Origin of the sequence: Citrobacter sp. KTE30 (genome assembly GCF_000398825.1) — a bacterium.
Taxonomy (GTDB): domain Bacteria; phylum Pseudomonadota; class Gammaproteobacteria; order Enterobacterales; family Enterobacteriaceae; genus Citrobacter; species Citrobacter freundii.
The window spans coordinates 731,543-755,521 of the sequence record NZ_KB976055.1 but is presented as its reverse complement, the minus strand read 5'-3'; the positions used below and the strand labels follow the sequence as shown (position 1 = coordinate 755,521).

21 protein-coding genes, 1 tRNA gene and 1 pseudogene are annotated in these 23,979 nt (G+C 45.6%); 4 read left to right on the top strand and 19 right to left on the bottom strand.

What is annotated here, in order from left to right:
* From WC1_RS19175 to WC1_RS19185, 3 genes and pseudogenes are all read left to right on the top strand, one after another.
* Positions 1 to 507: pseudogene (locus WC1_RS19175) on the top strand (capsid protein); the annotation flags it as partial.
* Positions 504 to 746, top strand: a complete 243-nt coding sequence (locus tag WC1_RS19180) for an ogr/Delta-like zinc finger family protein (protein ID WP_000984214.1) — start codon at positions 504 to 506, stop codon at positions 744 to 746. The pseudogene WC1_RS19175 and the gene WC1_RS19180, both read left to right, overlap by 4 nt.
* 16 nt (positions 747 to 762) lie before the next feature.
* Complete coding sequence (locus WC1_RS19185; protein ID WP_016149628.1) at positions 763 to 1,338, top strand: phage polarity suppression protein; 576 nt, start codon at positions 763 to 765, stop codon at positions 1,336 to 1,338.
* A gap of 393 nt (positions 1,339 to 1,731) precedes the next feature.
* Here WC1_RS19185 and herA read toward each other — a convergent pair whose 3' ends face one another.
* The 16 genes from herA to proB all read right to left on the bottom strand — a co-directional run bounded on the left by herA (position 1,732) and on the right by proB (position 20,263).
* Positions 1,732 to 3,522, bottom strand: coding sequence for an anti-phage-associated helicase HerA (gene herA, locus WC1_RS19190; protein ID WP_016149627.1), 1,791 nt, complete (start codon positions 3,520 to 3,522; stop codon positions 1,732 to 1,734).
* Positions 3,519 to 4,778, bottom strand: coding sequence for a DUF4297 family anti-phage-associated protein (locus WC1_RS19195; RefSeq protein WP_016149626.1), 1,260 nt, complete (start codon positions 4,776 to 4,778; stop codon positions 3,519 to 3,521). Before WC1_RS19195 ends, herA begins: the two co-directional genes overlap by 4 nt.
* Before the next feature lie 2 nt (positions 4,779 to 4,780).
* Positions 4,781 to 5,953: a tyrosine-type recombinase/integrase gene (locus WC1_RS19200; protein WP_016149625.1), complete on the bottom strand. Its 1,173-nt coding sequence runs from the start codon at positions 5,951 to 5,953 to the stop codon at positions 4,781 to 4,783.
* A gap of 163 nt (positions 5,954 to 6,116) precedes the next feature.
* Positions 6,117 to 6,192 (bottom strand) — tRNA-Thr (locus tag WC1_RS19205).
* Between the two features lie 164 nt (positions 6,193 to 6,356).
* A complete protein-coding gene (locus WC1_RS19210) occupies positions 6,357 to 6,821 on the bottom strand; it encodes a methyltransferase family protein (RefSeq protein ID WP_003843778.1) in 465 nt (154 codons plus the stop codon).
* Positions 6,822 to 7,013: 192 nt separating this feature from the next.
* A complete protein-coding gene (locus WC1_RS19215; protein ID WP_016149624.1) occupies positions 7,014 to 8,462 on the bottom strand; it encodes an EAL domain-containing protein in 1,449 nt (482 codons plus the stop codon).
* A 341-nt stretch (positions 8,463 to 8,803) separates the two neighbouring features.
* The gene (locus WC1_RS19220) at positions 8,804 to 9,277 is read right to left on the bottom strand and encodes a hypothetical protein (protein WP_003838775.1); all 474 of its coding nucleotides are present in this window, start codon (positions 9,275 to 9,277) and stop codon (positions 8,804 to 8,806) included.
* Positions 9,252 to 9,983, bottom strand: a complete 732-nt coding sequence (locus tag WC1_RS19225; protein WP_016149623.1) for a winged helix-turn-helix domain-containing protein — start codon at positions 9,981 to 9,983, stop codon at positions 9,252 to 9,254. Before WC1_RS19225 ends, WC1_RS19220 begins: the two co-directional genes overlap by 26 nt.
* Positions 9,984 to 10,127: 144 nt before the next feature.
* Positions 10,128 to 10,823, bottom strand: coding sequence for a fimbrial biogenesis chaperone (locus tag WC1_RS19230; protein WP_003031358.1), 696 nt, complete (start codon positions 10,821 to 10,823; stop codon positions 10,128 to 10,130).
* Complete coding sequence (locus WC1_RS19235; RefSeq protein WP_008324500.1) at positions 10,820 to 12,436, bottom strand: hypothetical protein; 1,617 nt, start codon at positions 12,434 to 12,436, stop codon at positions 10,820 to 10,822. The genes WC1_RS19230 and WC1_RS19235 overlap by 4 nt, the downstream gene beginning before the upstream one ends.
* Before the next feature lie 4 nt (positions 12,437 to 12,440).
* The gene (locus tag WC1_RS19240; protein WP_016149622.1) at positions 12,441 to 14,933 is read right to left on the bottom strand and encodes a CS1-pili formation C-terminal domain-containing protein; all 2,493 of its coding nucleotides are present in this window, start codon (positions 14,931 to 14,933) and stop codon (positions 12,441 to 12,443) included.
* 58 nt (positions 14,934 to 14,991) lie between these two features.
* A complete protein-coding gene (locus WC1_RS19245) occupies positions 14,992 to 15,669 on the bottom strand; it encodes an EcpB family pilus assembly chaperone (protein ID WP_003031363.1) in 678 nt (225 codons plus the stop codon).
* 52 nt (positions 15,670 to 15,721) lie between these two features.
* Positions 15,722 to 16,309 (bottom strand): common pilus major fimbrillin subunit EcpA, encoded by a 588-nt coding sequence (locus WC1_RS19250; protein ID WP_003031365.1) that lies wholly within the window; start codon positions 16,307 to 16,309, stop codon positions 15,722 to 15,724.
* A 595-nt stretch (positions 16,310 to 16,904) separates the two neighbouring features.
* On the bottom strand, positions 16,905 to 17,624 hold the full coding sequence (locus WC1_RS19255; protein WP_016149621.1) for a Crp/Fnr family transcriptional regulator: 720 nt from the start codon (positions 17,622 to 17,624) through the stop codon (positions 16,905 to 16,907).
* 270 nt (positions 17,625 to 17,894) lie between these two features.
* Entirely contained in the window at positions 17,895 to 19,148 is a 1,254-nt protein-coding gene (proA, locus tag WC1_RS19260) for a glutamate-5-semialdehyde dehydrogenase (protein ID WP_003031370.1), read from the bottom strand.
* Positions 19,149 to 19,159: 11 nt separating this feature from the next.
* Positions 19,160 to 20,263, bottom strand: coding sequence for a glutamate 5-kinase (gene proB, locus WC1_RS19265; protein WP_003031373.1), 1,104 nt, complete (start codon positions 20,261 to 20,263; stop codon positions 19,160 to 19,162).
* Positions 20,264 to 20,552: 289 nt separating this feature from the next.
* Here proB and phoE point away from each other — a divergent pair, with 289 nt between their 5' ends.
* Entirely contained in the window at positions 20,553 to 21,608 is a 1,056-nt protein-coding gene (phoE, locus tag WC1_RS19270; protein WP_003843783.1) for a phosphoporin PhoE, read from the top strand.
* A 56-nt stretch (positions 21,609 to 21,664) separates the two neighbouring features.
* Here the strand turns inward: phoE and crl are convergent, their stop codons facing one another.
* From crl to gpt, 3 genes are all read right to left on the bottom strand, one after another.
* Entirely contained in the window at positions 21,665 to 22,066 is a 402-nt protein-coding gene (gene crl / locus WC1_RS19275; protein WP_003031376.1) for a sigma factor-binding protein Crl, read from the bottom strand.
* 57 nt (positions 22,067 to 22,123) lie between these two features.
* The gene (gene frsA / locus WC1_RS19280; RefSeq protein WP_016149620.1) at positions 22,124 to 23,368 is read right to left on the bottom strand and encodes an esterase FrsA; all 1,245 of its coding nucleotides are present in this window, start codon (positions 23,366 to 23,368) and stop codon (positions 22,124 to 22,126) included.
* A gap of 100 nt (positions 23,369 to 23,468) precedes the next feature.
* Positions 23,469 to 23,927, bottom strand: a complete 459-nt coding sequence (gene gpt / locus WC1_RS19285; RefSeq protein ID WP_003031380.1) for a xanthine phosphoribosyltransferase — start codon at positions 23,925 to 23,927, stop codon at positions 23,469 to 23,471.
* Positions 23,928 to 23,979 lie beyond the last annotated feature (52 nt).

Sequence of the window (23,979 nt, the reverse complement as noted above, 5' to 3'; positions counted from 1 at the left end):
CTGCGCGGCATGATGACCCCGGAACTGAAAGCCGAACACAGTCAGCGAGTGGCCGGTCGGGAGCTGGCGGAGGAATTCACCGCCCTGATTGATGAGCTCAACGATGATAAAGCCAGTACCATGCTGGCCGCCTGTACATCAGGAGATAAGTACGTCGGCACGCATTTTACGGTGTTCTCTGCCTACTCCCGGAATGAGTGGGCGACCGTGATGAAAGACATCCCTCCCTCACTGGTGCGCGCATTTGCGTTACGTCTGCGTGAACTCGAAATGAAAGGAGAAGAACACCCTCACAACATTCTCATTCAGGAACTGGGGGAGAATGTACTGGCGCAAAGCAGGTACTACACATTCAACATGGCGCAGGAGCCGGTAATTTCAAAAATTGGGCTTCACCGTCCGGCACTCACCGGCGTGGACATGAAGCTCTTTAAAAGCCCTGTTCTCAGAATGGCGCGGGCTAAAGAGCTGGCACAGAAGAAAAAATCACAGGGGGTTAAGCCATGATGCGCTGCCCGTACTGCAAACAGGCTGCCCATGTCCGTACCAGTCGTTACCTGTCGGATAACGTCAAACAGAGCTACCTCCAGTGCGTGAATGTCTTTTGCTCCGCAACCTTTCGCACCACCGAGTCTATCGACGAGGTGATACGGCCACCGGCAGAAGAAAAGCCCGAACCGCCGCAGACAGTACCAGAAACACCGCCCCGAATTCTGGACTGCGCCCGCTCATCGCTGCGCCACTGATTCAGGAGAAAAGACAATGGCACGAGCACTACTGGAACAGGCCTTTGAAACCTGTCAGAAGAATAAATCGGACTGGATGAGCAGCAAGTCAGCACTGGCGCGGGCTGAAATGGCGCTGAAGGAGCTGGAGCTGACCTGCACCCGTTATGAACCGGAGGAAACACAGGCGCTGCGGGATGATATTGACCTGAAAAAATGGGCGGTAAATCAGTCGGCCGGGCAGTACATCCGGTCACATGAGGCCGTGCAGCGTATCAGTATCCGGCGTCAGCTCCACGCTTTTATGCAGGTAAGCGGCGACGCGCTGGCCGCTGCACTGGCACCGGAATTACTGCATCTCAGCGAACAACCTGACATTGTCAGAGAACGGGCTCTCGACCGGGCGGCCGCCAGTGTTCGCGAAGCGCTGTCCGTTCATGTAACCCGCGGAGGAAATATTGATTATGCAGAGGAAGATCGTGACATTCTGACAACCATAGGTTTCCGGCCTGACAGAGCATCGAGAGACGACAACCGGGCAAAATATACGCCTGAACAGAGTCAGATTTTCATGCGCAGACAGGCCGCGCAGACCCGCAAAAAATCCGCATAAAACGCCCCGAAAATACCCGTCTTTTTAATAAAAATAGCCATGCATGCCTACGCTGCATGGCTTTGCATGCAAAGCTCTGAATTTTCCACACCCCGCCGCACCAGCACTGGCGCGGCCTGAGCCCCTTCATGCACCTGCATTAAAAGCGCCCCGGGAAGCGGGCAGGCGTGGCGGGGAGAGCATTGCGCGCCAACATTAACATGTGTATTTAATTTACGGCCTGAGCGCGTCACTGCGTCGCGCGGCTTCAAGAGAGTGTCGGTGAGTGGTGGAGCTATGTTCGAGGGCTTGAAGGGCTTCTGAGGCAGCCTGATGAAGGCAAAGAAAAAGCCGCTCGGAAGCGGCAAGTAGACAAAAGGTATTTAGAGAACCCCTAATTAACAAATTTTGAAGTTATTTAAGCCAATGGTCTTTGACACCTGAAAAATCTACATTATGCCATTGCTGTTTCCAAACTTCCCAATATCTTATGTCATTTGAAGATGGTTGCTTATCCTCTGGACATAGATCAATAGAAACTATGGAAGGCAAAACAATTGACTCCCCAATAATTAAAGCTTCACCAGCCTTAAGGGAAGGTAAAGTATCAATGATAGCTCCAAGTGTATCAGGGAGCAGTCTCTTGACATAATTTTGATCTACAGGGTTAGTTAACCTCATCGCTATAAAATTATTACATTGAGAGAATATGGTCTCAGATATTTCGGATGGCCTTTGGCTGGCAAGAAGTAAGGTAACCCCATATTTCCGGCCTTCCTTAGCAATACGTTCAATTGACTTCTTAGAAGATCTATATCTAACAAGCTCACTATTTGGAACGTATTTATGAGCCTCTTCATAAACTAAAAGAATGGGAAAATCAGTATTTTCACCATTGGCCTCTTTCATTTTTTTATAGACATAACCATATTCAAAAATCAGCCTAGATATTAAAGAAACCGTAATACTCAAAACCTCAAAAGGTATTCCACTTAAATCTATGATAGTCACGTTCCTGTTATCACCCGGTGTTGTTTTTACTCCTAACAAACTCCTGATAACATCTTCAAATTTATTATTTCTAGATTTCTCAGAGAAAAGAAATGATAACCTATCCTGATTGATTTTTTCTGAGAATCGAGAAATAAATTTATCTAAAGTCCCATCAGCATAAAACCCTTTTGTTATATTCGAGTTTTTAGTGTTGTAGAAATTAAATTTTTTCTCAAAATATTTATCAATACGATCAGCGTCATTAAGTTGGCAACCACAATCTTGGGTTGTGGAACTATCCCCCTTTTTATCTGCTTCACCAGACTCACCAATGATCATATATCTATCATTTGCTTTTGAATTTTTGGTCTCATCTCGCAGGTTTTTTAAAGCATTTTCAACTTCATCTATATCAAAAAACACAGGGCTGTCATAAAAAACTTTCGATAAAGATGGATTGTGTTTTCTCTTATTTGCAGTTACCAACATTCTAAATACCGACGACTGATTATAGTTATCTCTTTCACCGGTATCTAACAGAATCTCTTCTAATTCCTCACTGTTTAGCAACCAATAGGGCAAACATAAATTATTGACATCTAAAAAATTAGCATCAGGAAATGCTGAGCGATACTCAGAGTGAATATCAAAAATAATAATATGCGAGTTATTTAAACTAAAATCTCCACTTTTGCCATTTATAGCCGTTTGTATTACTTTAGAGACAGTATGCGATTTACCAGAACCTGTCGATCCTATTATGGCAATATGTTTATTAAAAAACTTGTTACCATCTAATGGAATTCTAATATTGTCGTTATATGAAAGAGAGCAAAACTCAAATTGCTTATTTTTTTCTACAGAATCTTTGTAAATACTTCTAATATCATCATATGTTGCTGGCGCTGCCTCTTTAGGAGGTAATGCAATTGAATCACCACCACGCTCAAACTTCCCATTTTTGATGATACCTAATGGGTTAGCTTGTATAAGATACTTCCTCTCACCACTTTCTTTAGCTTCAATCGAGAAGTTTTCAATAATGCCAATAAGCATCATGGTCCCATCATCAGATGGAACCTTGATATATGAACCAACTTTTAAATTTTGGCCATCTTTAAAATCATTAAGATCGGTCACAAGAATTTTAATATTATTTGGATAAACAGATATAACCTCAGCATTAATATCATTCAAATCATGTTCAGTCATTTTAATATCCTCTTGCACATTTCCAATGATTTAACCTGTATTTTAACAACCTTATCTCGCTTGCTCTCATAATCATAAATAGGTTCATTTATATAGAATTGATAGATTTCTTTTCTTCTAGTTGACCTTGATAAAATATCATCTATAACATTTATATCATTTATAAATCTAAGTTTATAAAATGAGATATCATTAACATCTCTCATTAATGATTCACAATTAAAAATTGCTCCATGAAAATCATATCCATCCATCGGTGGATATCCTGACGCCCTTAATGCTAACTTCAACTCTAATAAATCAGAGGAAGACATCCCATGAATATAAATATATGGGCAAAATCTATCCCCTTCTTTTATTTTTATACTGATAGCAGACCATCTATTTAAAATAACAACTATTAACTCAACTACCTCATTAATTTTGTAGCCGTTATTCTCAATAATAAAAATACGATCAAAATTACTAGTATTCATTACCGATGGAAAATATTTCTCTCTTAACTCCTTACAATAAATAGCTTCTGACTTGAATATTGAGAACCATATATCGAATAAAATACTCTTATTATCTATCCGATTTCTAAACTCTAAAGGTAAGATCCTTCTGTTTTCCTCACCTTTCAATGTGGAATATTTTTTTATGAGTGAAATTGCGTTGTTATAATAATAAAATTCAGCCTCAAATACAGAGCATGAATAAATAATTTTAATGGCATCTAATACATCTTTTATTTGCTCATCATAGGAAGGCGCGTGTATATCAATAGTCAATAAATTGATAAAATCTGATAGGTGCTGATCTGTAAGACCTAAGTCCGTATGAACTTCAATTCTTTTCTTTATCCTTTTTTCATCACCTTTTTTATCATTATCTTTTTTTTCATATTCATGATATATCAAAAAATTATCTTTCAAATACTCAACTGTCAATGGAAGGGTTAGTTTATCATGCCCTTTAGAATAATATCCATACAATGTATATTTATACGACTCTCTATTGTTAAAAACTCTCTCTGCGAAATCCTTTAACATTAAGCGAATAGGTGGCGCTATGACAGATGAATTATATTCTGTACTCTCATAATATTTACATTGTATAGCTGTATTGTCATCGGCAGTTTTAAGATCAATATCTTCAACCCCCTCAATACAAATGACATCTTCATCGGAGCGTTTCAATAATTCAAGAATAGTTTTATCAAACTGATAGAAATAACCTTTGATTGCTCCTATAGCACTGCGTGGATTGTCCATAATTATCCTTTAACCAATATGTAATTTGAATACCATTGCATCATACCCCGACGTTTATCAATATATTGAGCGTGGTTATATGTGCCTCTGATATTATTCTTATCTATATGAGCAAGTTGTATTTCTATCCAAGCCGAATCATATCCTTTTTCATGTAGGATAGTGGATAAGGAATGTCGAAAACCATGACCAGTGACTTTCCCGCCATAACCAATACGCTTGATAACCTGATTAATACTCGCCTCACTCATAGGCTTGTTCGGATCGTTCCGCCCCGGAAAAACATAACGATAGTTCCCTGTCATGATCTTGAGTTCATTGAGTAAATCTAACGCCTGAACAGACAATGGCACAAGATGTGATCTGCGCATTTTCATCCTTTCAGCGGGAATTTCCCAAATAGCGTTATCTAGATCAAATTCTGACCATAAGGCTGCTCGTAATTCAATGGTTCTCACACCCGTAATCATCAGTAATTTCGTAGCTATCTGGACAAGCTTACTCCCGGTGTAACCCTCTAAGGCTCGTAGAAAATCAGGTATCTCATCAGCTTTTAAGAACGGGAAATGATTGGATTGATGTACTTCGAGAGCGCTGGAGAGATCCGCCGCAGGATTGTACTCCGCCCTACCCGTTGCAATTGCGTAGCGAAAAACTTCTGAACATCGCTGCCGCACTTTGCGCATTTTCTCCAACGCACCACGTTTCTCAATTTTACGCAGAACGTTCAGCAGCTCTAACGGTTTAATCTCTCCCACTGGCCTTGTTCCGACATAAGGAAAAATATCGTTCTTAAACGCTTCCATGATGTCTGATGCATATCCCACCGACCATTTGGCAGATTTCATTTGATGCCATTCTTTGGCTATCTTTTCGAAGGCGCTTTCAGACTCAGTTTGCAGAGCCAGCTTTTGCTCTTTTCGAACCTCACTAGGGTTCTTTCCTTCTGCCACAAGTTTTCGAGCTTCCTCACGACGGGAACGAGCATCGGCAAGGGTAATCGTTGGGTAAACGCCAAGCGAGATCATCTTGGGTTTACCGGCAAAGCGATAGCGGAACCGCCAGCTCTTGCTTCCATTAGGTTCTATAAGCAATGACAGCCCTTGCCCATCTCCAAGTGTATAGGCTTTAGTTTCAGGCTTAGCGCGGCGAATCTGCATATCGTTTAAAGGCATGTGTATAGGAATCCAAGACCGAACAGGAACATATACACAATCCTATACACATTCTGTATCGGATTCTACTGGATGGTTACGGACGATGATGGACTAAAAAGCAGTAAAATCTTTATAAATCAGGGTATTTATGGATGAATACGGACGTTTGAGGAAGTTGAGATGGTGCCGATAATAGGAGTCGAACCTACGACCTTCGCATTACGAATGCGCTGCTCTACCAACTGAGCTATATCGGCCCTGAAAAGGACATGTCCACGAATGTGAGCACGGGGTAGAAGGTTAAAACTAACCGGGCGACGCGTCAATGGCCTTGCGAATCAAACGCCTATTTTTGCATCATCCGGATTCAATTACGCACGAATCGTGTCGTCACAGGCATCCTGTACGCAGCAAGGGAACGCTATAACCAGCGGCGAACACGCTGCTCATAGTGTTTCCATTCCAGCCCGAAATGTTTTCGCAGTTGTTCCTCTTCAAAATCAATGTGCAATCTGGCAACCGCCAGCATAAACAGTGGTGCAACCAATATTCCAATCAGGCTACCGACGTAGAGAGCAAAAGCTAACTGGAGTCCACTCATTCCAAGATAGATTGGATTGCGGCTCCAGGCATAACATCCGCCAGTAACAAGCGTGGTCGATTTCTCTGCATGCAGTGGGTTTAGCGTCGTACGTTTCTTCCGCATCTGCCACGCGGTATGCAGTATCATCGCCAAACTGGCGCTAGCCAACAATGCACTTATTACAATAGTCGCCGCGCCAAATGTGAAACGCGGGATCGCCGTCAACGCATCCGCGATGAGGAATAATATTAAGATGAGTGGTGGTGGAAGCCAGACTCTTAATTTTGTCAGGAAATGACGCATGGCTATAGACTAACCTCGGAAGCGGTTTGATTAACGCTGATACCGCTATAAATACCCTGTAAAAGACACATAAACAAACAATGTTTCACTCAGAACAGGCTATCGTCTTCACCAGACAGGCAGGATCTGTAGTACTAACCTCGGCAAAAAAACCGGCATCAGAGGCATCCGCCCCTGATGTTCCCGACAAGTTTACGCTGAAAAAGTTGAATCCGACGCTGATTCAAACAGCCCTACAGACTGCTTGTAAAAACGCATAAAATCATCAAACATCACTGGCGGTAAAAATTGATAACCCTGCAGGTAATCCACATTATTTTTCCGCAACCATTGCTGCTGATAGCCATATTCAACGCCTTCCGCCACCATGCGTAACCCCAGGAGTCCGGAAAGATGAATGATTGACTCGAGCATAGGGATATGTTGCTCAACTTCTTTAATAGCCTTGATGAACGTTTTATCAATTTTGATTACATCCAGGTCTAACTCATTGAGATAGCAGAGATTAGCGTATCCCGTGCCAAAATCATCTAAAGCAAACAGCACCCCTCTGTTTCGCAACGATCGTATCAGCTCTTTGAGAGCTGGAGTGATAGTTAGAGTCTGATTTTCGGTTATTTCAATCATTAATTTTATCGGTAGTCTTTGCGTTATCTCCATAAAGTTAAGGCATTCCCAATAAAAAACAGGATTACTTAAACCTGATGGACTGACATTAAAGGAGACGAATAGCGTTTTATTAATATCCTCGCTTCCGTCGACCAGATTACGCGCGACGGTGGTCATTAAATAGCTCGTTAACTCATTCATTAAGCCACTTTTTTCAGCCAGAGGTATAAACTCACGCTGAGAAATCGCATAATTATGGCCCTGTGGCCACCGAGCTAAAACCTCAACACCACAAACGTCCCCATTGATATTTACGATGGGCTGAAAATAAGGAATGATTTCTTCATTCCTTATTGCCATACTCAGTCGGCCAGAATCTGAAACATCATATGCATCGCCATAAATTACATTCTCACCAGAATGACTGCTTGTCGGGTAGCCTTCATGCAATAAATTATTCCTGGTTAAAAAAATGATAGTTTCATTAAAATGAGAAAATCCCAGACGAGCGGTTATCCGCTCCCGATATCGATAAACTGACTTAGTTGTTAGTGAGTTAGCAATACAAAAGTCGTGCAATTTTTCTTTTGTGAATGATGAATACAACATTTCCTCTTCAAATTCAGTCAAATGAAAATTAAAAATCGTCGAACCTTTAGTGACCTCCACAACCTCATTGGGTGCCATTAAATTGGCTCTTAGCTGAGAAATCAATTGATCAGATAATTCTCGTCCATTAATGAAAGCATACTCCTCGTATCCTCGATTAACAGAACGAGTTTCATTCATCCGAAGAACAATACAGTTGATGTTGATAAACTGCGTGCTATTTCTCTGAAACCATTTCCTGACCAGTAGCAATGGTAACCGGTTATCGATCACCAGCAAACAGGACGGGTATCGTGGAATAACTGACTGTGTACCAGAAATAAATGATCGCGCATCAACCAGTACCAGATTTGGCAGCCACGCTTTTATCCCTGAGAAAAGAAAAATATCATAACTGAGCAGAAAAACCTTTTTCGTATTCATAGTTACCACCAACTTAAATTTATGGCATAGCAGGTCCCTCGTTATATACACGAGAGAATATACAACACCTTCAGCCTCCAGCAATTATAAGGCGGTTCGTGAATTAACTTTATCCATAAGCCATATCACGTAATTTCAGAGTTTATAATCACAATTATCCATATGCGTATTCCCATTAAATGGTAAATCCATTTTAAATATCAAAAAAGGAAAATTCCTAATTTTCATCAGTACAAATCCTTTTACTCATTTTCACTACAAGGCAAAACAAAAAACCACGAATGCAAGCAACGACAAAATATACAACCACAAAAATCAAAATACTAACACATTACCTTGATTTATGCTGCCCGACAAACCATGAGCGTACGTCGCAGATCTCTTATTGCATAGACATTTCCTGCGATACGGATGACCTTATAATAGAAAATATCCTGTTGAGACATAAGCAGTTCGGTAATGTCATCGGGAACATTGTCATTTTTATTTTTGACAATAGCCAAGCGACGAGTCTGCAGATATCCGTCACGGTCTTTGCCAATAAAATTCAGGACAACATTACGATCTACAGCATAGTGCTTACCCTGAATATTAAGGCTCCCTATCTGGGATACCCGCCCTTCGGTAGCGGAAGAAATACGAAAAACCAACAGAACTTCACCTTCAATTTTTACGCCCTGAGTTTGCGCCTCCAGATGCAGGTAATTCTTGGCAGAGCAGGTCAGCGTCTCAGGTTCTTGATGGCGATAAAAAAAGTATGCTGTTATCACCGCAAGAAAGATCGCCCCGCTAATAAAGATAATTTTCGCATTCACGGGCAGCCCCTCCTTTATCCAGCGTACAGATCCCCAAAAAATTCTCTTTAAGATCATTACCTGCCGATAAATTATTATCATCATAAAAAACAATTGTTTTCTTGCCATCATGACAAGTCGCATTTATTTTTCGCCACATATCAGAAGATAAAAACGCTTTCGTTTTATCAGCATTATTGTCATCGGCAGTATAAAGTTCACAATCACCTATTGCCCTGATATAGATAAAATTCGTGGCACCTGAATTAAGAGCTGGCAATATCAAAACAGAGCTCCCAAGAAAGGCAAACAATAAAATGAACAGAACAATATTTTTGCGTTTCGGTGTTGCGGGTGAGTTCACCGTTTCTGTTACCGAACGAACAGGTACATCTCCACTGAAAGATGACTGTTCATCATTGACCGAAGCATGGAACAAAAATCCCTGCCGGGGCAATGTTTCAATGGGATTATCGGCCCCCAACTCACTAAATGCTTTTCGCAATATACTGATACTTTTATTAAGGCTATGACCCGATGGGGCCATGCCATGCTTTTTCCATACTTCTTCAATGATAAACTCACGATGGAGTTGTTGATTTTTATGGGCAATGAATAGCTCAAGTAGTCTCGCTGTAGATGCCGAAAGGATTATTGTAGTATCGCGATGTTTCAGGCTTTTTCTGGTGGAATCGTACTCAACCTGATCATTAATTATACTTTTCATACTGCCTGACTCTTGAATACCGTGACATGGAGTACAAATGACCAAAGTTTCATCTGTGCTGAGCTGAATACTGCATTGTATAAAGATAGTTACAGTATAGGTTCGATATCTAACCATGACATATCGGATCAGACTCAATGCTTACTATTGATTGAGTTTGAAGCACCCCTGACCTACTGGGATGTATTTCTGCAACGCTACGATAAACTTTCGGTTTTTTGTTTTGAGCTCACTACTACGCCAGGTTTCACCCGGCAACACATAACGCATGGTGGCTTCATCATCGGTTGAATTGCACCCTTGGTGTACGATGATTTTAAAAAAAGTATTCCCAGTGTTTTTCAGTGTTCCGTTAGCCTCATCAATGGTGTAGGCCAGATTTATGTTTCTCGGGCGAACAACCAATATGGTGTCCATAGCGATCACCGGGAGAGCCTGCCCGCCTTTCCCTTGATTACGTTCGGTAAACAGCGTGATCGGCATTTCACGAAACAGAATTCGGTAATAGCGTTCTTTATCATCCTGCGGCCCGCGGTAGAAAATCTTAAAAAACTCACTCGCCTGCGGAGCCAGTGAAAAATTCAGCGGAGTAAACAGAAGTTCGCCTTCAGCAATAGCACTTCTGTTTTCACCTCCCGGTCCCGGCTTATCAATTTTTACTGCGCCGATACTGTATAAATTCTGTTTCTGGCTATCGTTATAGATTCGTTTACTGATAAATGCTTTATCCGATGGCATCTCATAAATGGTCGACTCCAGGTAGACTGCCTGTGTAGAGAATGCTGTCAGACCGGAAAGTAGAATAAATACCCATCTAAGCGCCAGACGACGGCGGTTCATGGCGTCACTCCCACCCAATTCGCCGTGACTTTTATCTCTCCACTGGCGCTGACGACACCTTCCCAGTCAGCGCCGGAAACGGTTAACATCGAACGTGAATCATTCATTGGGAAAAGCAATTTCAAATCAGTAGCATAATAGCTTCCATCGTCATTGTTATTTGCGTCCCAGGGCGTCTGTTGCCACTGCGCATCTCTCATACTGACTGCCGCTTCACTGCAGCTATTTCGTTTTTGCACCACGCCCCCCGACTGACTGTTGTACTGCAGAAAAGCGGGAATGGGGACGGACAGCCCGCCTTGCGCAGACGTAAACAGACAGTAAGGGACACTGTTTATCGTCGTACTTTCCCCAATAACTTGCGCGGTAATACTGTCTGCTTGACGGGGACCTGAGACGGTTACGGTGTACTCCATTTCTATAGGAGCGGCATCGCCAATCGTGCCACTACCGCTCGCAGAAGCTGTGTTGTCCGAAGAGACGATACTGATCCCATACTCCTTCGGCACAATATTGAGCTGTAGCGAAGGGGTAAACTGGTAGTGTCCTGACTCTGGTGTTAAGCCATTATAAAAGCCGAAGGTAAAGGGCTGACTGTTAGTAATGCTGATCCCTGAATCGACAAGATTCTTCAAAAATGCTTTTGACAGAAAAATATAAATGTATTCTCCGGAGGTCGTAAAAACGTTGTAATAAGCAGTTGAAGTACCATAGTTATACCAGTTTGAACCATTCCCGGAGTATCTCACGGTGGCCGCTCCGGGCGTAAAACCAAGCATCGCCGTATCGACAAAAGCGCGAAACGTCAAGGAGGCGGTCAGATTGGCCGTTTGTTGCAGGTTATAACTCACCATTTTGCAAATCACACCGTCAGTACCGCCTACCACGCCAAGTTCGCAATAACCAGAGTCTTTGGTGATGCTCGGCGTACCGTCGCTGGCAACCCAAAGCTCCTGAAATGCGTTAGTCGAGACAAGTGACAGATGACCGCGTTTAGTTAACGTGTAATTGACGTAATTCCATGATCCTGTCGATTGGTCTTTGCACCGTTGCCCGGAAGAATAATCATAATTTACAGAAGTATAACAGCGGTTGAACACGTAGGTTTCGCTGCTACCGGTAGGCACATTGCGAAAGTACTCATAAGCAGTATCGGTCAGGGAAGCGAATCCGTAGGCGCCACCAATAACGCCTGCGACAGAGCCGACCTGCGCATGATAAAAACCGTTTTTGTCAGTGCCCAATCCGGCAATAAACCCGGTTGATGGGCACTGGGTGCCACTATAACAACGGATTCCCCGGAAAGGCCCGTTAATCGGGGAGTTATCAATCCACATGTCCTGATAATAATTTCCAGGCGCAGTCCAGCCGACAAAACCTAAATACCCGAGACTCACCTGAGAGGTACCGTATTTTATCCACGTGTTTGACCCGCTGAAACGCGGATCAAGTGCCGATGGGGTAATAAAGTATTCACTATCAATGGCATTTTCGATAAACAAATAGTTATTGCTAACTGAGCCGGAAGAGATTGCATTCAACGCCAAAGCAGGCACAGGTGAAAAACTCCCTACGGCACAGATTACAGTAGCTAATTTAATTAATACTTTCATTTTATTACCTCTGCGCCATCGTGGTTTGCGTTGCACATTTCACATCGCCAACCCACGCTGCGCCGCGTGCTTTTTCCAAATCAAGATCGGCTTCGCATATGCTGCCATTGGCTGAAATTAACGTGATGACCGGATACTTTTTATCGATATCGATAGCAAACTCACCCTTTTCATCCGTACGCGTTTTACCGATGTGGTTATGGATATCGGTATTTGCAGCCAATTGTCCATCGGGATAACGAATGCGCCCGAATACAGTGACCATGCTTTTCACTTCAGGATTGATAACACCCACGTTACCCGGATATAGCGTCAGCTCCTGTTTGCGTCCTGAAACAATATCGAAGCTGTCCTCAGAGTTTTTATCATTGAGGATTTCCAGCTTGTACTGAGCATAGGGCGGCAGTGCAATGAAATTTGATTTACCGCTGAGAAGATAATTGCGGTTATTAATCTTCGCAGCCAGTTTCCCTTCACCGGTCAAATCTGTTTTCACAATGATGCCGGACCGCTGCCGCTCTTTACTCAGGCCGAAATCTTTACCTGCCCACGCCAGAGAACCCTGGGAAGAGAAGTTCATATTGGTGGAGTTGTCAGCAGAACGCGTTACCGATACGGTGCCGGCGTTATATTTCGTGTCATAACTCAAATTGCCGTTTACCGAATAATTATTGTCGTAATACTGTTCGCCACTCAGACGCGTTGATGCCGACAATCCGACCGATTTAATCGGGCCCTCAGCATACTGCTTACGCGCGCTGAGATTACCCTGAGTACTGCCATAACGATCCCGGGAGACGCCCATGCTCAACCAGGTCGCCAACGGCAATGATAAATCCAGACTGACATAACGTTCCTGTCGCCCATCGTCATTCCGATTGTTGTAGTAATAACGCTGAATACCTGCACGCAACCCAACCGTGGCATACCTGCCTGAATAAAGGGTCGTGCTGTAGTCCAGATTACGATATTTATTTCCCGAGTAGCGATTCTCCGTCTGACTCACGGTGAGCGAACCGCCATGAGGAATAAACTTTCCGAGGTTAAGAGTCCCGCCAATGGAATAATTATCACGCTCCTGTATAGGCAGACGATCGCCAATTTTACTGTCTTCACGAGATGCCCATAGGGAACCGTATCCCTCAGGGACATTAAGGTTGATGTTACTGATATTTCGCCATGACGAATCGTTCGCCACTAGCGTCTGATTGCCAATGCTTACGTATTCACTCACATTGAGCGTGACATCCGTTTCATTAACCGCATTGTTGTCAAAACCGTAGAGCGTGGATTTCAGGCCCAGCCCCGATAATATCGCCAGCGTCACCGATGCGGCCCCCCCGGCAATCCAGGTCTGCTCGTTGCCCAAATCTTGATAATGATTTCGCTTGTAACTCACACGGTCATAATCCAGTGAGCCACCAAACAGTTGCCACGAAAGCTGATCAATCCCGGCGGCTTGTTGGCGGGCAAAGATTTTATTAACCCTGCTAATACGACTATTAATTGTCCGGCCATTGACCACGATATCTACCGTGACGTCATAAACACCATACGGAAAGCGACTGGTATCAATTTCATAGCTGCCCATATTAAAGTTCTGCACGCTGAGCAAACGCCCATCACGGAAGACATGAACCTCGCCAGCGGCTGGCAAAAATACGGTAATCGGCGTGAGTGAAAGCGCGGTATTCTCAACAACCGTACTTCCTTTGTTTCCGTAGCTCACACCGTAAATTTTCCCACCATTCAACGCATTCAAACTAGCAATAGACTGCACGTTCCAGGTGTCGAGCATCCCGAGCGCCAGTCGATACCCGTCATAATCACGCTCATACATCGCACGATAGAGTTTACTGGTGCCGTTGCTGTCGCCGATGCCGTAAAACGAACCGTTAATATTGATATGGTGCTCACGAAGCGATGTTGTATTGTCCACCGTCAGATAGCTGCGGGTACTGCTGCCATTATGATAATCGTTGTAGTAGGTACCAAAGTTATAGTTCAGGACGTTAGAGAGAGACTCCACGCTGGAAGGTCCAAGCAGGCTACTGCGTGCGACAATCGCTTCAGTTAACGCATCTTTGCTGACTATCATCTCCAGGTGAAATGAAGAGACGTTGAGTTGCAGGCGTGCATTGTCCGATAGCTCGATATTGGTGTTATCGTGAAATTTCACATCACGAATTTTTTCTACCAACGCACGAGTTTTTCCAGATAACACGGCATTATTAGGCAATTCAGCAAGAGTCAGGGTTTTAACTGTAATATTGCCATCAACAAGCGAAATCATCGCATCGGCAATTTTTTGCTGACTTTTCTCGTCAGTCTCGTTGTAACGAATATATACCGGCACCGTCATTCCCTGCTCCAGTGAACGGGCGAAAGCGCTGGGAATAACGTAATTACCCACTTTTACTGGGGCTGCATGTGAAGTTCCTGGTGTCAGCGCAAGAAAAAGACAAATGCTACCGCCGACAATATATTTTGTTGTCATATGCATCCTTACAATCCGGTATTTTTATTTATCCCGTACAGATGGCTGCTATTGACCATCACTTCACTGTAATAAACTGCTTACCGTGCCAGATACCAATGCGTGAGCGGCTATTACTAATGTCGGTGAACTGCAGTTTTATTTTTGTACCTGGCATAATGTAATAGCGTTCGCGACAACCTCGTCCCTGATCGCGAGCCTTATCCTTACAGGCGCCATAGGCGATCACACGAAACGAAACATTGCCAGTATTGGTAATAACATCGCCATTTCGGCTATATTCAAAACGTTCTTTTCGCGGCGCGACCACCAGAATAGTGCCAATTTCTGCCGACGCTGTTGCTACCGCCATTTTATTCGCCCGGGTTTCCGCGCTCTCGGTGACCGGCTCATCTATCCATTGCAGACGATAATAACGTTCGAGATCATCTGCTGGTCCTTTATAAAAGAAGCGGAAAACATCCTTTGCTTGACCAGGAAGAATAAGATTGGCAGGTGTAGAAAGTAACTCTCCGGAATTGACAGGCTTTATTTCGACTCCCCCCGCCAAAGGTGATGACAATTGTTTTACCGAAACACTGACATAACGCGCCGCATCAGTTGTATTAGTAATTTCTTTCGATAATGAACTCTCAGCAGAAGTCATTATCGATGTGATTTCACCCACATTAATTGCCCATCCGGGAAAAGATGCTACTAACCCTACCAACATCACTGCCGGTAAATATTTTTTCATGACGCCATTCCTGATAAATTCGGGAGAAAAAATTCTCCCGAATTTTTATTACTTAGGCAGACGGAGTCGTCCAGGTTGCATTAAACTGTACTTTTACATCGCCAGTCCAATAGCCGTCTGGCAGAGCAGAGTAATCCGTTACTGCCTGGCTACCATCAGAAGTCGCTGACGCGATGGTGAATTTGAAGTTGGATTGATCGCTGACACGAGCAGCACCGTTATAAGCGCCATCAGCCATCAGGCTTTCAAGACCAGAAGTCGAGCTGGAGTTAACCAGGACAGTATCTGATGAGTTAGTCAGCGCGGTGCCATTCCATGCCACCCCTACGTTCAGGGTAGACGCATCGCCACTGGCGTTGGTCAGCGTGTTACTAATGATCTGAGCAGTCAGCTCAAAATCAGTTGCCGTTTCCTGACCCTGAATAGTCACATCAAAAGCACCGTCCTGAGAGTTGAAGGCTTTCAGTCCTTCAGCATACTGGAAAGTCAAAGAGTTCAGCGGGGTGACAACCAACATACTGGTGGTATCTTTTGTTGCCGTCGCGTCCCACGAGGCAGTTGCAGAAGCAGTAACGTCTGCCATTGCATTTGCTGCAACAAATACAGAAGCCAGAGAGGTTACTAATAATAATTTTTTCATTTTTATCTTCTCCTAAGAACAAACTCACCACCGAGTCTTATTTTTAAGTCACTCCAGCGGTTCCATTAATTGCGAGCCAGAATTGCCGCGCCAAAAAATTATCATTTGAATTAAGTAACATCTCAACAAACCCTGAAACGCAAAAATTACAAAAAACTAAGAATTTTCCCACAAAAAATTTTATCTAAGAAGTCTCCTAAGACAGAATTACTTGAAATGTGCCTTGTTTCAGAATTATCACCCACATAAATAAGCAATACCAAACAATTCATCTTTTTTATGTTTTTGATAAATATCAAAAAGATCATACAAATACCACCTAAGCAAAACCCTTACAAAACATAAAGATAATTAACGCCTCCATATTTTCTCTATAATGCTTATTATTTGTTGCAATTATGCTAATTTTTTAACTTCACAAGAAAATTCTCATGAAATATTCATATGAGGGGGAATATTCTTATAAAATAATCGCCAAGCTGGAGGATTAGTATTCGAATTGATAATTATTTCATATAAATAAAACCAGGAATTTTCCATATAAAAAGAATATTCCTGGAATATCAAGAGTTATATAACGCTCAACAGGAGAGATTTAGCTGAAACCTTTTAATCCCAAATAACTATTAAGTGTTACCGTTCGCACCCGATGTAGGGTAATCAAATTTTGTTGTTCGAGGGATTTAAATGACCGGCTAACGGTTTCAATTTTAAGGTCGAGATAACTGGCAATTTCCTCCCGGGAGAATGGCAAGTGAAGCGTCGTTTCTGGCCTGCCAATACGTAAATGCATCTCGTAAAACTCCACCAGAAAAGCAGCGATCCTGGCCTCAGCATGTTTATTCGCATAGCGCCGCAGTTTTTCAACAATGAATCCATTGTCCCTGCAGAGAAACTTGATGACTGCGGCAGCAACCGACGGATCCTTTTCTGCTACTTTGAACAACCGCGCAATATCGATATGACATACCTCCGCAGCCGTTGCCGCCTTAATCGTTGTCAGGTACTTCCCCCCTTCGACAGCATCCAGCGCCATGATATCTCCCGGAACATAAAAGCGACTGATAAAATCGTTATCACCGCATTCCACGCTGGACTTGCAGTATCCCTCGTGAATAACAAAAAGCATGTTTGCGGCTTCATCCTGCCGGGCGAGTATCTCCCCTGCTTTAAACCTTCTTCTTTTGTCTATTAATCGGTGTTGATTATCACGATCAATTGCCGCTCCCTTTGGACACAGCGAACAATGGCGGGGGGGAAACGGGTTGCCGAGCGGCACTACAGGAATGCGATGTTTGTGAATATCCGATTTCACGCAACAACTCCTCATAAAAATGAGACTGATTCTAATAGATCGGGCCATGGGAACAATACGTGAACTTAAGACCAGGAAAATTCATGCTGGCAGGGAAAATTCTGTGATACATCGCCTTTCTGGCACAGGGACGCATGGGTCATAACCAGACTGATGATGTTAAAACGCAGGATAGAAAAATGTGGCAGTGGAGTGAAGGTTAGAATTAACAGGGCGATGCCTTAATAGCCTTGAAAATCAGAGTGCTATTATGGAATCGCCCGTTTTCAATTACGCACGGATCGTGTCGTCGCCGAAGCCAACCCATTTGTATGTAGTCAGTGCTTCCAGCCCCATTGGACCACGCGCGTGCAGTTTTTGCGTACTTACCGCCACTTCCGCACCCAGTCCAAACTGGCCGCCATCGGTAAAACGCGTAGAAGCGTTAACGTACACAGCGGAAGAATCGACTTCATTCACAAAACGATCGGCGTTGCGTAGCGTACGCGTCAGGATCGCATCGGAATGCTGGGTACCATGCTCGCGGATGTGGGCGATGGCATCATCCAGACTGGTGACGATTTTCACGTTCAAATCCAGCGACAGAAACTCGTCGTCATACTCTTCAGCTTTCACCGCAACCACATTAGCAGGTCCTGCTTTCAATGTAGCCAGCGCCATTTCGTCTCCGTGCAGAGTTACGCCGCTTTGTGCCATCTGCTGGCTCAATGCTGGCAGAAAACGCGCGGCGATATCCTGATGCACCAGCAGAGTTTCTACGGTGTTGCAGGTACTCGGACGCTGGGTTTTGGCATTGACGATAATCTTCAGGGCCGGGGCGATCTCCGCGGTATCATCAACATAGATATGACATACGCCGATGCCGCCGGTGATGACCGGGATAGTCGACTGCTCACGACACAGCTTGTGCAGGCCCGCGCCACCGCGAGGGATCAGCATATCGATGTACTTATCCATCCGTAGCATCTCAGCGACCAGTGCGCGGTCCGGGTTATCAATCGACTGTACGGCAGCCGCGGGTAAACCGCAGGCTTCCAGCGCCTTTTGGATAACCGCCACGGTGGCGGCGTTCGTCCGGTAGGTCTCTTTCCCACCACGCAGGATCGCGGCATTGCCGGTTTTCAGGCACAGGGAGGCAACGTCAACGGTGACGTTTGGGCGCGCTTCATAAATTACGCCAATCACGCCCAGCGGGACGCGACGACGCTCCAGACGCAGACCGCTGTCCAGCAGCCCACCGTCAATCACCTGCCCGACCGGGTCGGCGAGATTACACACCTGGCGTACATCGTCAGCAATCGCTTTCAGACGCGCTGGCGTCAGGGCCAGGCGGTCGAGCATCGCATCGCTCAGGCCGTTGGCTCGCGCCTGCTCAACATCTTGTACGTTTGCGCTGAGGATGCTTTCGGTTTGCGCTTCCAGCTCATCAGCAATGGTTTCCAGTACGCGATTTTTTTCGCGACTGGAGAGCAGCGCCAGCTTATATGACGCGGCTTTGGCAGCAATGCCCATTTTTTCCAGCATATGCCTGTTCCTTAACGGGTGATCATGTCGTCACGATGGACAGCGACCGGGCCGTATTCGTAGCCCAGGATGGTGTCGATCTGTTGTGAGTGATGTCCGGCAATACGGCGCAGCGCATCGCTGTTATAGCGGGTGACGCCGTGGGCAATATCGCGCCCTTCGAGATTGCAGATGCGGATCACTTCACCACGAGAGAAGTTGCCTGTCACGCTTTTAATGCCTTTTGGCAATAATGAGCTGCCGCGTTCCAGAATCGCTGCGGTAGCGCCCTCATCAACGGTAATTTCTCCGGCAGGCGGCGCGCCGAAGATCCAGCGTTTACGGTTCTCCAGTGGAGATGCCTGAGCATGAAAACGCGTCCCAACGGAAACGCCTTCCATCACGTCGCCAATGACGCCCGGTTTGCTGCCTGCGGCAATTATGGTGTCGATCCCGGCGCGGCACGCGACATCGGCGGCCTGCAGTTTTGTTCCCATCCCGCCGGTTCCCAGACCCGAGACGCTGTCTCCGGCAATGGCGCGCAGCGCATCATCAATACCGTGCACGTCTTTGATCAGCTCCGCCTGCGGATTGGTGCGCGGATCGGCGGTGAACAGGCCCTGCTGATCGGTCAACAGCAGCAGCTTATCGGCTCCAGCCAGAATTGCCGCCAGCGCTGAGAGGTTGTCGTTATCACCCACTTTAATCTCGGCGGTCGCTACGGCGTCATTCTCATTAATGACAGGAACGATGTTGTTATCCAGCAGCGCGCGCAGGGTATCACGGGCATTGAGGAAGCGCTCTCTGTCTTCCATATCCGCACGCGTCAGCAGCATCTGCCCGATATGAATACCGTAAATCGAGAAAAGCTGTTCCCATAGTTGAATCAGTCGGCTCTGCCCTACCGCTGCCAACAGCTGTTTCGAGGCTATCGTTGCCGGGAGTTCAGGGTAACCAAGATGCTCACGTCCGGCGGCAATCGCGCCTGAGGTAACAATAACAATACGATGCCCTGCGGCATGGAGCTGCGCGCACTGGCGAACCAGTTCTACGATGTGGGCGCGGTTCAGGCGGCGGGATCCGCCCGTTAACACACTGGTGCCAAGTTTTACCACCAGCGTCTGGCTGTCACTCATGATTCTCTGCCATTCAAAATTGGGGAAAATGATATCAAACGAACGTTTTAGCAGGACTGGCCCCGGTTGCCAACAACCAGCGCACAAAGCATGAAATTTTATTGCGCAGGATCAGCAAGCGTAGCGGCAGATTTTGACGCATTTATTACAGAAACAAAAAAACATCCTTTTTTAAAAATATTCTTACTTTGTCATAAAACGTTCATTGCCAGACGTTAAAAACCCTCCTGTCTTTTAACGGGGATCACACCCAGTGAATATTAGCGCGTACTTTTAATCAGGAATGAAAATGAAAAAGAGCACTCTGGCATTAGTGGTGATGGGAATTGTTACGTCGGCATCCGTACAGGCAGCGGAAGTGTATAACAAGAACGGTAATAAGCTGGACTTATACGGCAAAGTAAAAGCCATGCATTACATGACGGATTATGACAGCAAAGATGGTGACCAAAGCTATATCCGTTTAGGTTTTAAAGGCGAAACGCAAATTAACGATCAACTGACCGGTTATGGTCGTTGGGAGGCTGAATTCGCCGGCAATAAAGCTGAAAGCGATTCTAACCAACAAAAAACACGTCTGGCCTTCGCCGGTGTGAAATTAAAAGATTTTGGCTCGTTTGATTATGGTCGTAACCTGGGTGCGCTGTATGACGTGGAAGCATGGACCGATATGTTCCCGGAATTCGGCGGCGACTCCTCCGCACAAACCGATAACTTTATGACCAAACGTGCCAGCGGCCTGGCAACTTACCGTAACACCGACTTCTTCGGCGTCGTGGATGGCCTGGATCTGACCCTGCAATATCAGGGTAAAAACCAGGACCGCGATGTGAAAAAACAGAACGGCGACGGTTTTGGTACTTCCGTTACCTATGACTTTGGCGGCAGCGACTTTGCGGTGAGCGGCGCTTATACCAACTCCGATCGTACTAACCAGCAGAATCTGCAAACTCGCGGTACAGGCGATAAAGCAGAAGCCTGGGCAACTGGCTTAAAATATGATGCTAACGATATTTATATTGCAACGTTCTATTCTGAAACGCGCAATATGACGCCAATTTCCGGTGGCTTTGCTAATAAAACACAGAACTTCGAAGCGGTAGTTCAGTACCAGTTTGACTTTGGTCTGCGTCCGTCACTGGGTTATGTGCTGTCTAAAGGGAAAGATATTGAAGGCGTCGGCAATGAAGATCTGGTGAATTATATTGATCTCGGCGCAACGTACTATTTCAACAAAAATATGTCCGCGTTTGTCGATTATAAAATCAACCAGCTCGATAGCGATAATAAGCTGGGCATCAACGATGATAATATCGTTGCCGTCGGTATGGTCTACCAGTTTTGATATAGCATAAAAAAAGCCGGATGGGGTTGCGCCGCCATCCGGCTTTTCACTGTTCATTATGCCGTTAACTTAACCGGTTCATCCTTAAAGTCGTCAGCAGGTTCCAGCGCCAGATTCAGCGTCGTTAACAAGCCAAGTAATTTTTCATGGAATTCACGTAAGGTGTATTCCAGTCGCTCTACCACTTCAGTCTCTTTCACCGGCACCGCAGTCCAGTTACCGTCTTTATCAAACAAACCAAACTGATAACTATACGTGAAGCGTTTTTCCTGCGCCTCCAGTTCCATCCACCAGCCCCAGAACTCGCGTTTCTCAGGGGCCGGTTTCACGTTGACGCAAACAGCCAGACAATCGAAAAAAAATCGATTATCTTCGCACTGCCCTTCCCGGATGTACGGGCCAAGCGCGGTGAATTTCTTGATCAATCTACTTTTCGGATGCCCACTCGGTAACGTCATTACGATCTCCTTAGGTGAAGCACCTGTTTTACCAAATCGATAAAATTTAGCAAACTTTTAACACAATCTCTGATTGATCCAACTGGTTATTTCCTGCAACCCTTTGTCAAAATTGCGATACACCGGATTGAAGGGGATCTCCAGTAGCTTACCGTCTGAAGATGAAGATGTGATTAAACGTGACTCTTCTTCCGGGCTAAATGGGTCGTTCTTCCAGAACCCCGAAAGCATTGGCGTCGGGCAGCGTCGCCCCAGCAGGCCCTGCACTTTTAATGAATAGCGATTAAGCTCAACGCGCAGCGCTTCATCGGAGGCGTCATGCATCCCCAGGCGGCTAGCCAGTACATCAAGATACATTTCCGGGACGCTCGCCTGACGCTGCGGGTCACTAAGCAGCGCATGAACCACTGGTCCCAGACAGGCCACCGCCTTCAGACGTGATGATTCCAGATATGCCAGACGTACCGCTACGTTAGCGCCAAAGCGGAAACCGAAGGCCGCCACGCGAGTGTGATCCACCCAGGGAACATTAGGCAGCGCTTTTAATACATGCTGATGCAGCAGGCTGGAATCCTGAGTCAGTTTCCATTTTGATGAGAACCCAACTGACGGCATATCCAGCGTCAGCATGGCAATGCCACGCGGAGCAAAGTAGCGCTCATACAGACTGTAATAATCCGTTTGCATGGAATCGAGGCCACCGCACATCAGCACCGTCGGGAACGGACCGTCGCCTTTTGGCATATGCAGGAATCCAGTGATTGGTGCGCCGCCGGTAACGGCAAATTCCATCTCGCGCAATGTCCCCGGCAGTCGCTGCGAGGCCTCTTCATAGGCGCGATTGGCCAAAGCCTGTGCCTGTTCTGCCAGCTCATCGCCTTTCAGGTGTGGGTAAGCGGCAATGTTGTACAACGTAGACGCATGCAGCCAGTGGCGTCCGCTCACCTGCGGATCCTCTTCCATAGACGCTTTCTGTTGCCAGTCCATCGCCTGCTTCGCCCACTCATAGATCCAGTTCCCGCCGCGATAGCCGATAACCGTATCGTAGAGTTCTTTATCCGTACGTTCGGCTTCACTCATCACGATACGTGCCTGCACCTCAAGGATTTCACGCGGGTCGACGCCACGCCAGATCCACATCAGACGATTCACCATGCGATACCAGTGGGGAATGGTTTTACCATCCAGGGCAGATTGTACGGACGGCTGCGCGCCGTGATTAAAACGACGAACCAGCGTTGACGTTTCAGGGTGTTTGAAGCGGGGTTTAAACAGGACTTCGCTGAGGTTAGCCTGTGACATGATTGCAGCCTCCATGAGTACTCACTAAGGCATAGTGTAACCTGACACTGCACAAAAAGAACAACGCCCGGCAGTTGCCAGGCGTTGAAAACTTTTTAGATTAGCGACCAGAGATCGGCGGGACGAACACCACGCCCATATCCCACGGCTGTTCAATCCAGGTATCCTGAGGGATATCAACAACATAATCATTCACCAGCGGGCGACCTGCCGGCTTAGCGAAGATAGTAACGAAATGCGCTTTAGGATACATTTCGCGGATCGCAACGGCGGTACCACCGGTGTCAACCAGATCATCGATTACGATGAAACCTTCACCGTCGCCTTCGGCACGTTTCAGCACTTTCAGTTCGCGCTGGTTGTCGTGATCGTAGCTGGAGATGCATACGGTATCGACATGACGAATACCCAATTCACGCGCCAGCAATGCGCCCGGTACCAGACCACCACGGCTAACGGCAATAATGCCTTTCCATTGTTCAGAAGGCATCAGGCGGCTTGCCAGTTTACGTGCATGGATCTGCAACATGTCCCAGGTGACGACGTATTTTTCGCTCATGTGAAGTGTCCCAGCCTGTTTATCTACGGCTTAAAAAGTGTTCGAGGGGGAA

Excerpts from the sequence above, each read along its gene's own strand:
- WC1_RS19250 (WP_003031365.1), bottom strand. The coding sequence starts at position 16,309 with ATGAAAAAATTATTATTAGTAACCTCTCTGGCTTCTGTATTTGTTGCA.
- frsA (WP_016149620.1), bottom strand. The coding sequence starts at position 23,368 with ATGTCACAGGCTAACCTCAGCGAAGTCCTGTTTAAACCCCGCTTCAAA.
- WC1_RS19230 (WP_003031358.1), bottom strand. The coding sequence starts at position 10,823 with ATGAACCGCCGTCGTCTGGCGCTTAGATGGGTATTTATTCTACTTTCC.
- WC1_RS19210 (WP_003843778.1), bottom strand. The coding sequence starts at position 6,821 with ATGCGTCATTTCCTGACAAAATTAAGAGTCTGGCTTCCACCACCACTC.
- WC1_RS19180 (WP_000984214.1), top strand. The coding sequence starts at position 504 with ATGATGCGCTGCCCGTACTGCAAACAGGCTGCCCATGTCCGTACCAGT.
- phoE (WP_003843783.1), top strand. The coding sequence starts at position 20,553 with ATGAAAAAGAGCACTCTGGCATTAGTGGTGATGGGAATTGTTACGTCG.
- WC1_RS19195 (WP_016149626.1), bottom strand. The coding sequence starts at position 4,778 with ATGGACAATCCACGCAGTGCTATAGGAGCAATCAAAGGTTATTTCTAT.
- WC1_RS19200 (WP_016149625.1), bottom strand. The coding sequence starts at position 5,953 with ATGCCTTTAAACGATATGCAGATTCGCCGCGCTAAGCCTGAAACTAAA.
- WC1_RS19235 (WP_008324500.1), bottom strand. The coding sequence starts at position 12,436 with ATGAAAGTATTAATTAAATTAGCTACTGTAATCTGTGCCGTAGGGAGT.
- gpt (WP_003031380.1), bottom strand. The coding sequence starts at position 23,927 with ATGAGCGAAAAATACGTCGTCACCTGGGACATGTTGCAGATCCATGCA.
- WC1_RS19245 (WP_003031363.1), bottom strand. The coding sequence starts at position 15,669 with ATGAAAAAATATTTACCGGCAGTGATGTTGGTAGGGTTAGTAGCATCT.
- WC1_RS19225 (WP_016149623.1), bottom strand. The coding sequence starts at position 9,983 with ATGAAAAGTATAATTAATGATCAGGTTGAGTACGATTCCACCAGAAAA.
- proB (WP_003031373.1), bottom strand. The coding sequence starts at position 20,263 with ATGAGTGACAGCCAGACGCTGGTGGTAAAACTTGGCACCAGTGTGTTA.
- WC1_RS19240 (WP_016149622.1), bottom strand. The coding sequence starts at position 14,933 with ATGACAACAAAATATATTGTCGGCGGTAGCATTTGTCTTTTTCTTGCG.
- WC1_RS19185 (WP_016149628.1), top strand. The coding sequence starts at position 763 with ATGGCACGAGCACTACTGGAACAGGCCTTTGAAACCTGTCAGAAGAAT.
- crl (WP_003031376.1), bottom strand. The coding sequence starts at position 22,066 with ATGACGTTACCGAGTGGGCATCCGAAAAGTAGATTGATCAAGAAATTC.
- proA (WP_003031370.1), bottom strand. The coding sequence starts at position 19,148 with ATGCTGGAAAAAATGGGCATTGCTGCCAAAGCCGCGTCATATAAGCTG.
- herA (WP_016149627.1), bottom strand. The coding sequence starts at position 3,522 with ATGACTGAACATGATTTGAATGATATTAATGCTGAGGTTATATCTGTT.
- WC1_RS19215 (WP_016149624.1), bottom strand. The coding sequence starts at position 8,462 with ATGAATACGAAAAAGGTTTTTCTGCTCAGTTATGATATTTTTCTTTTC.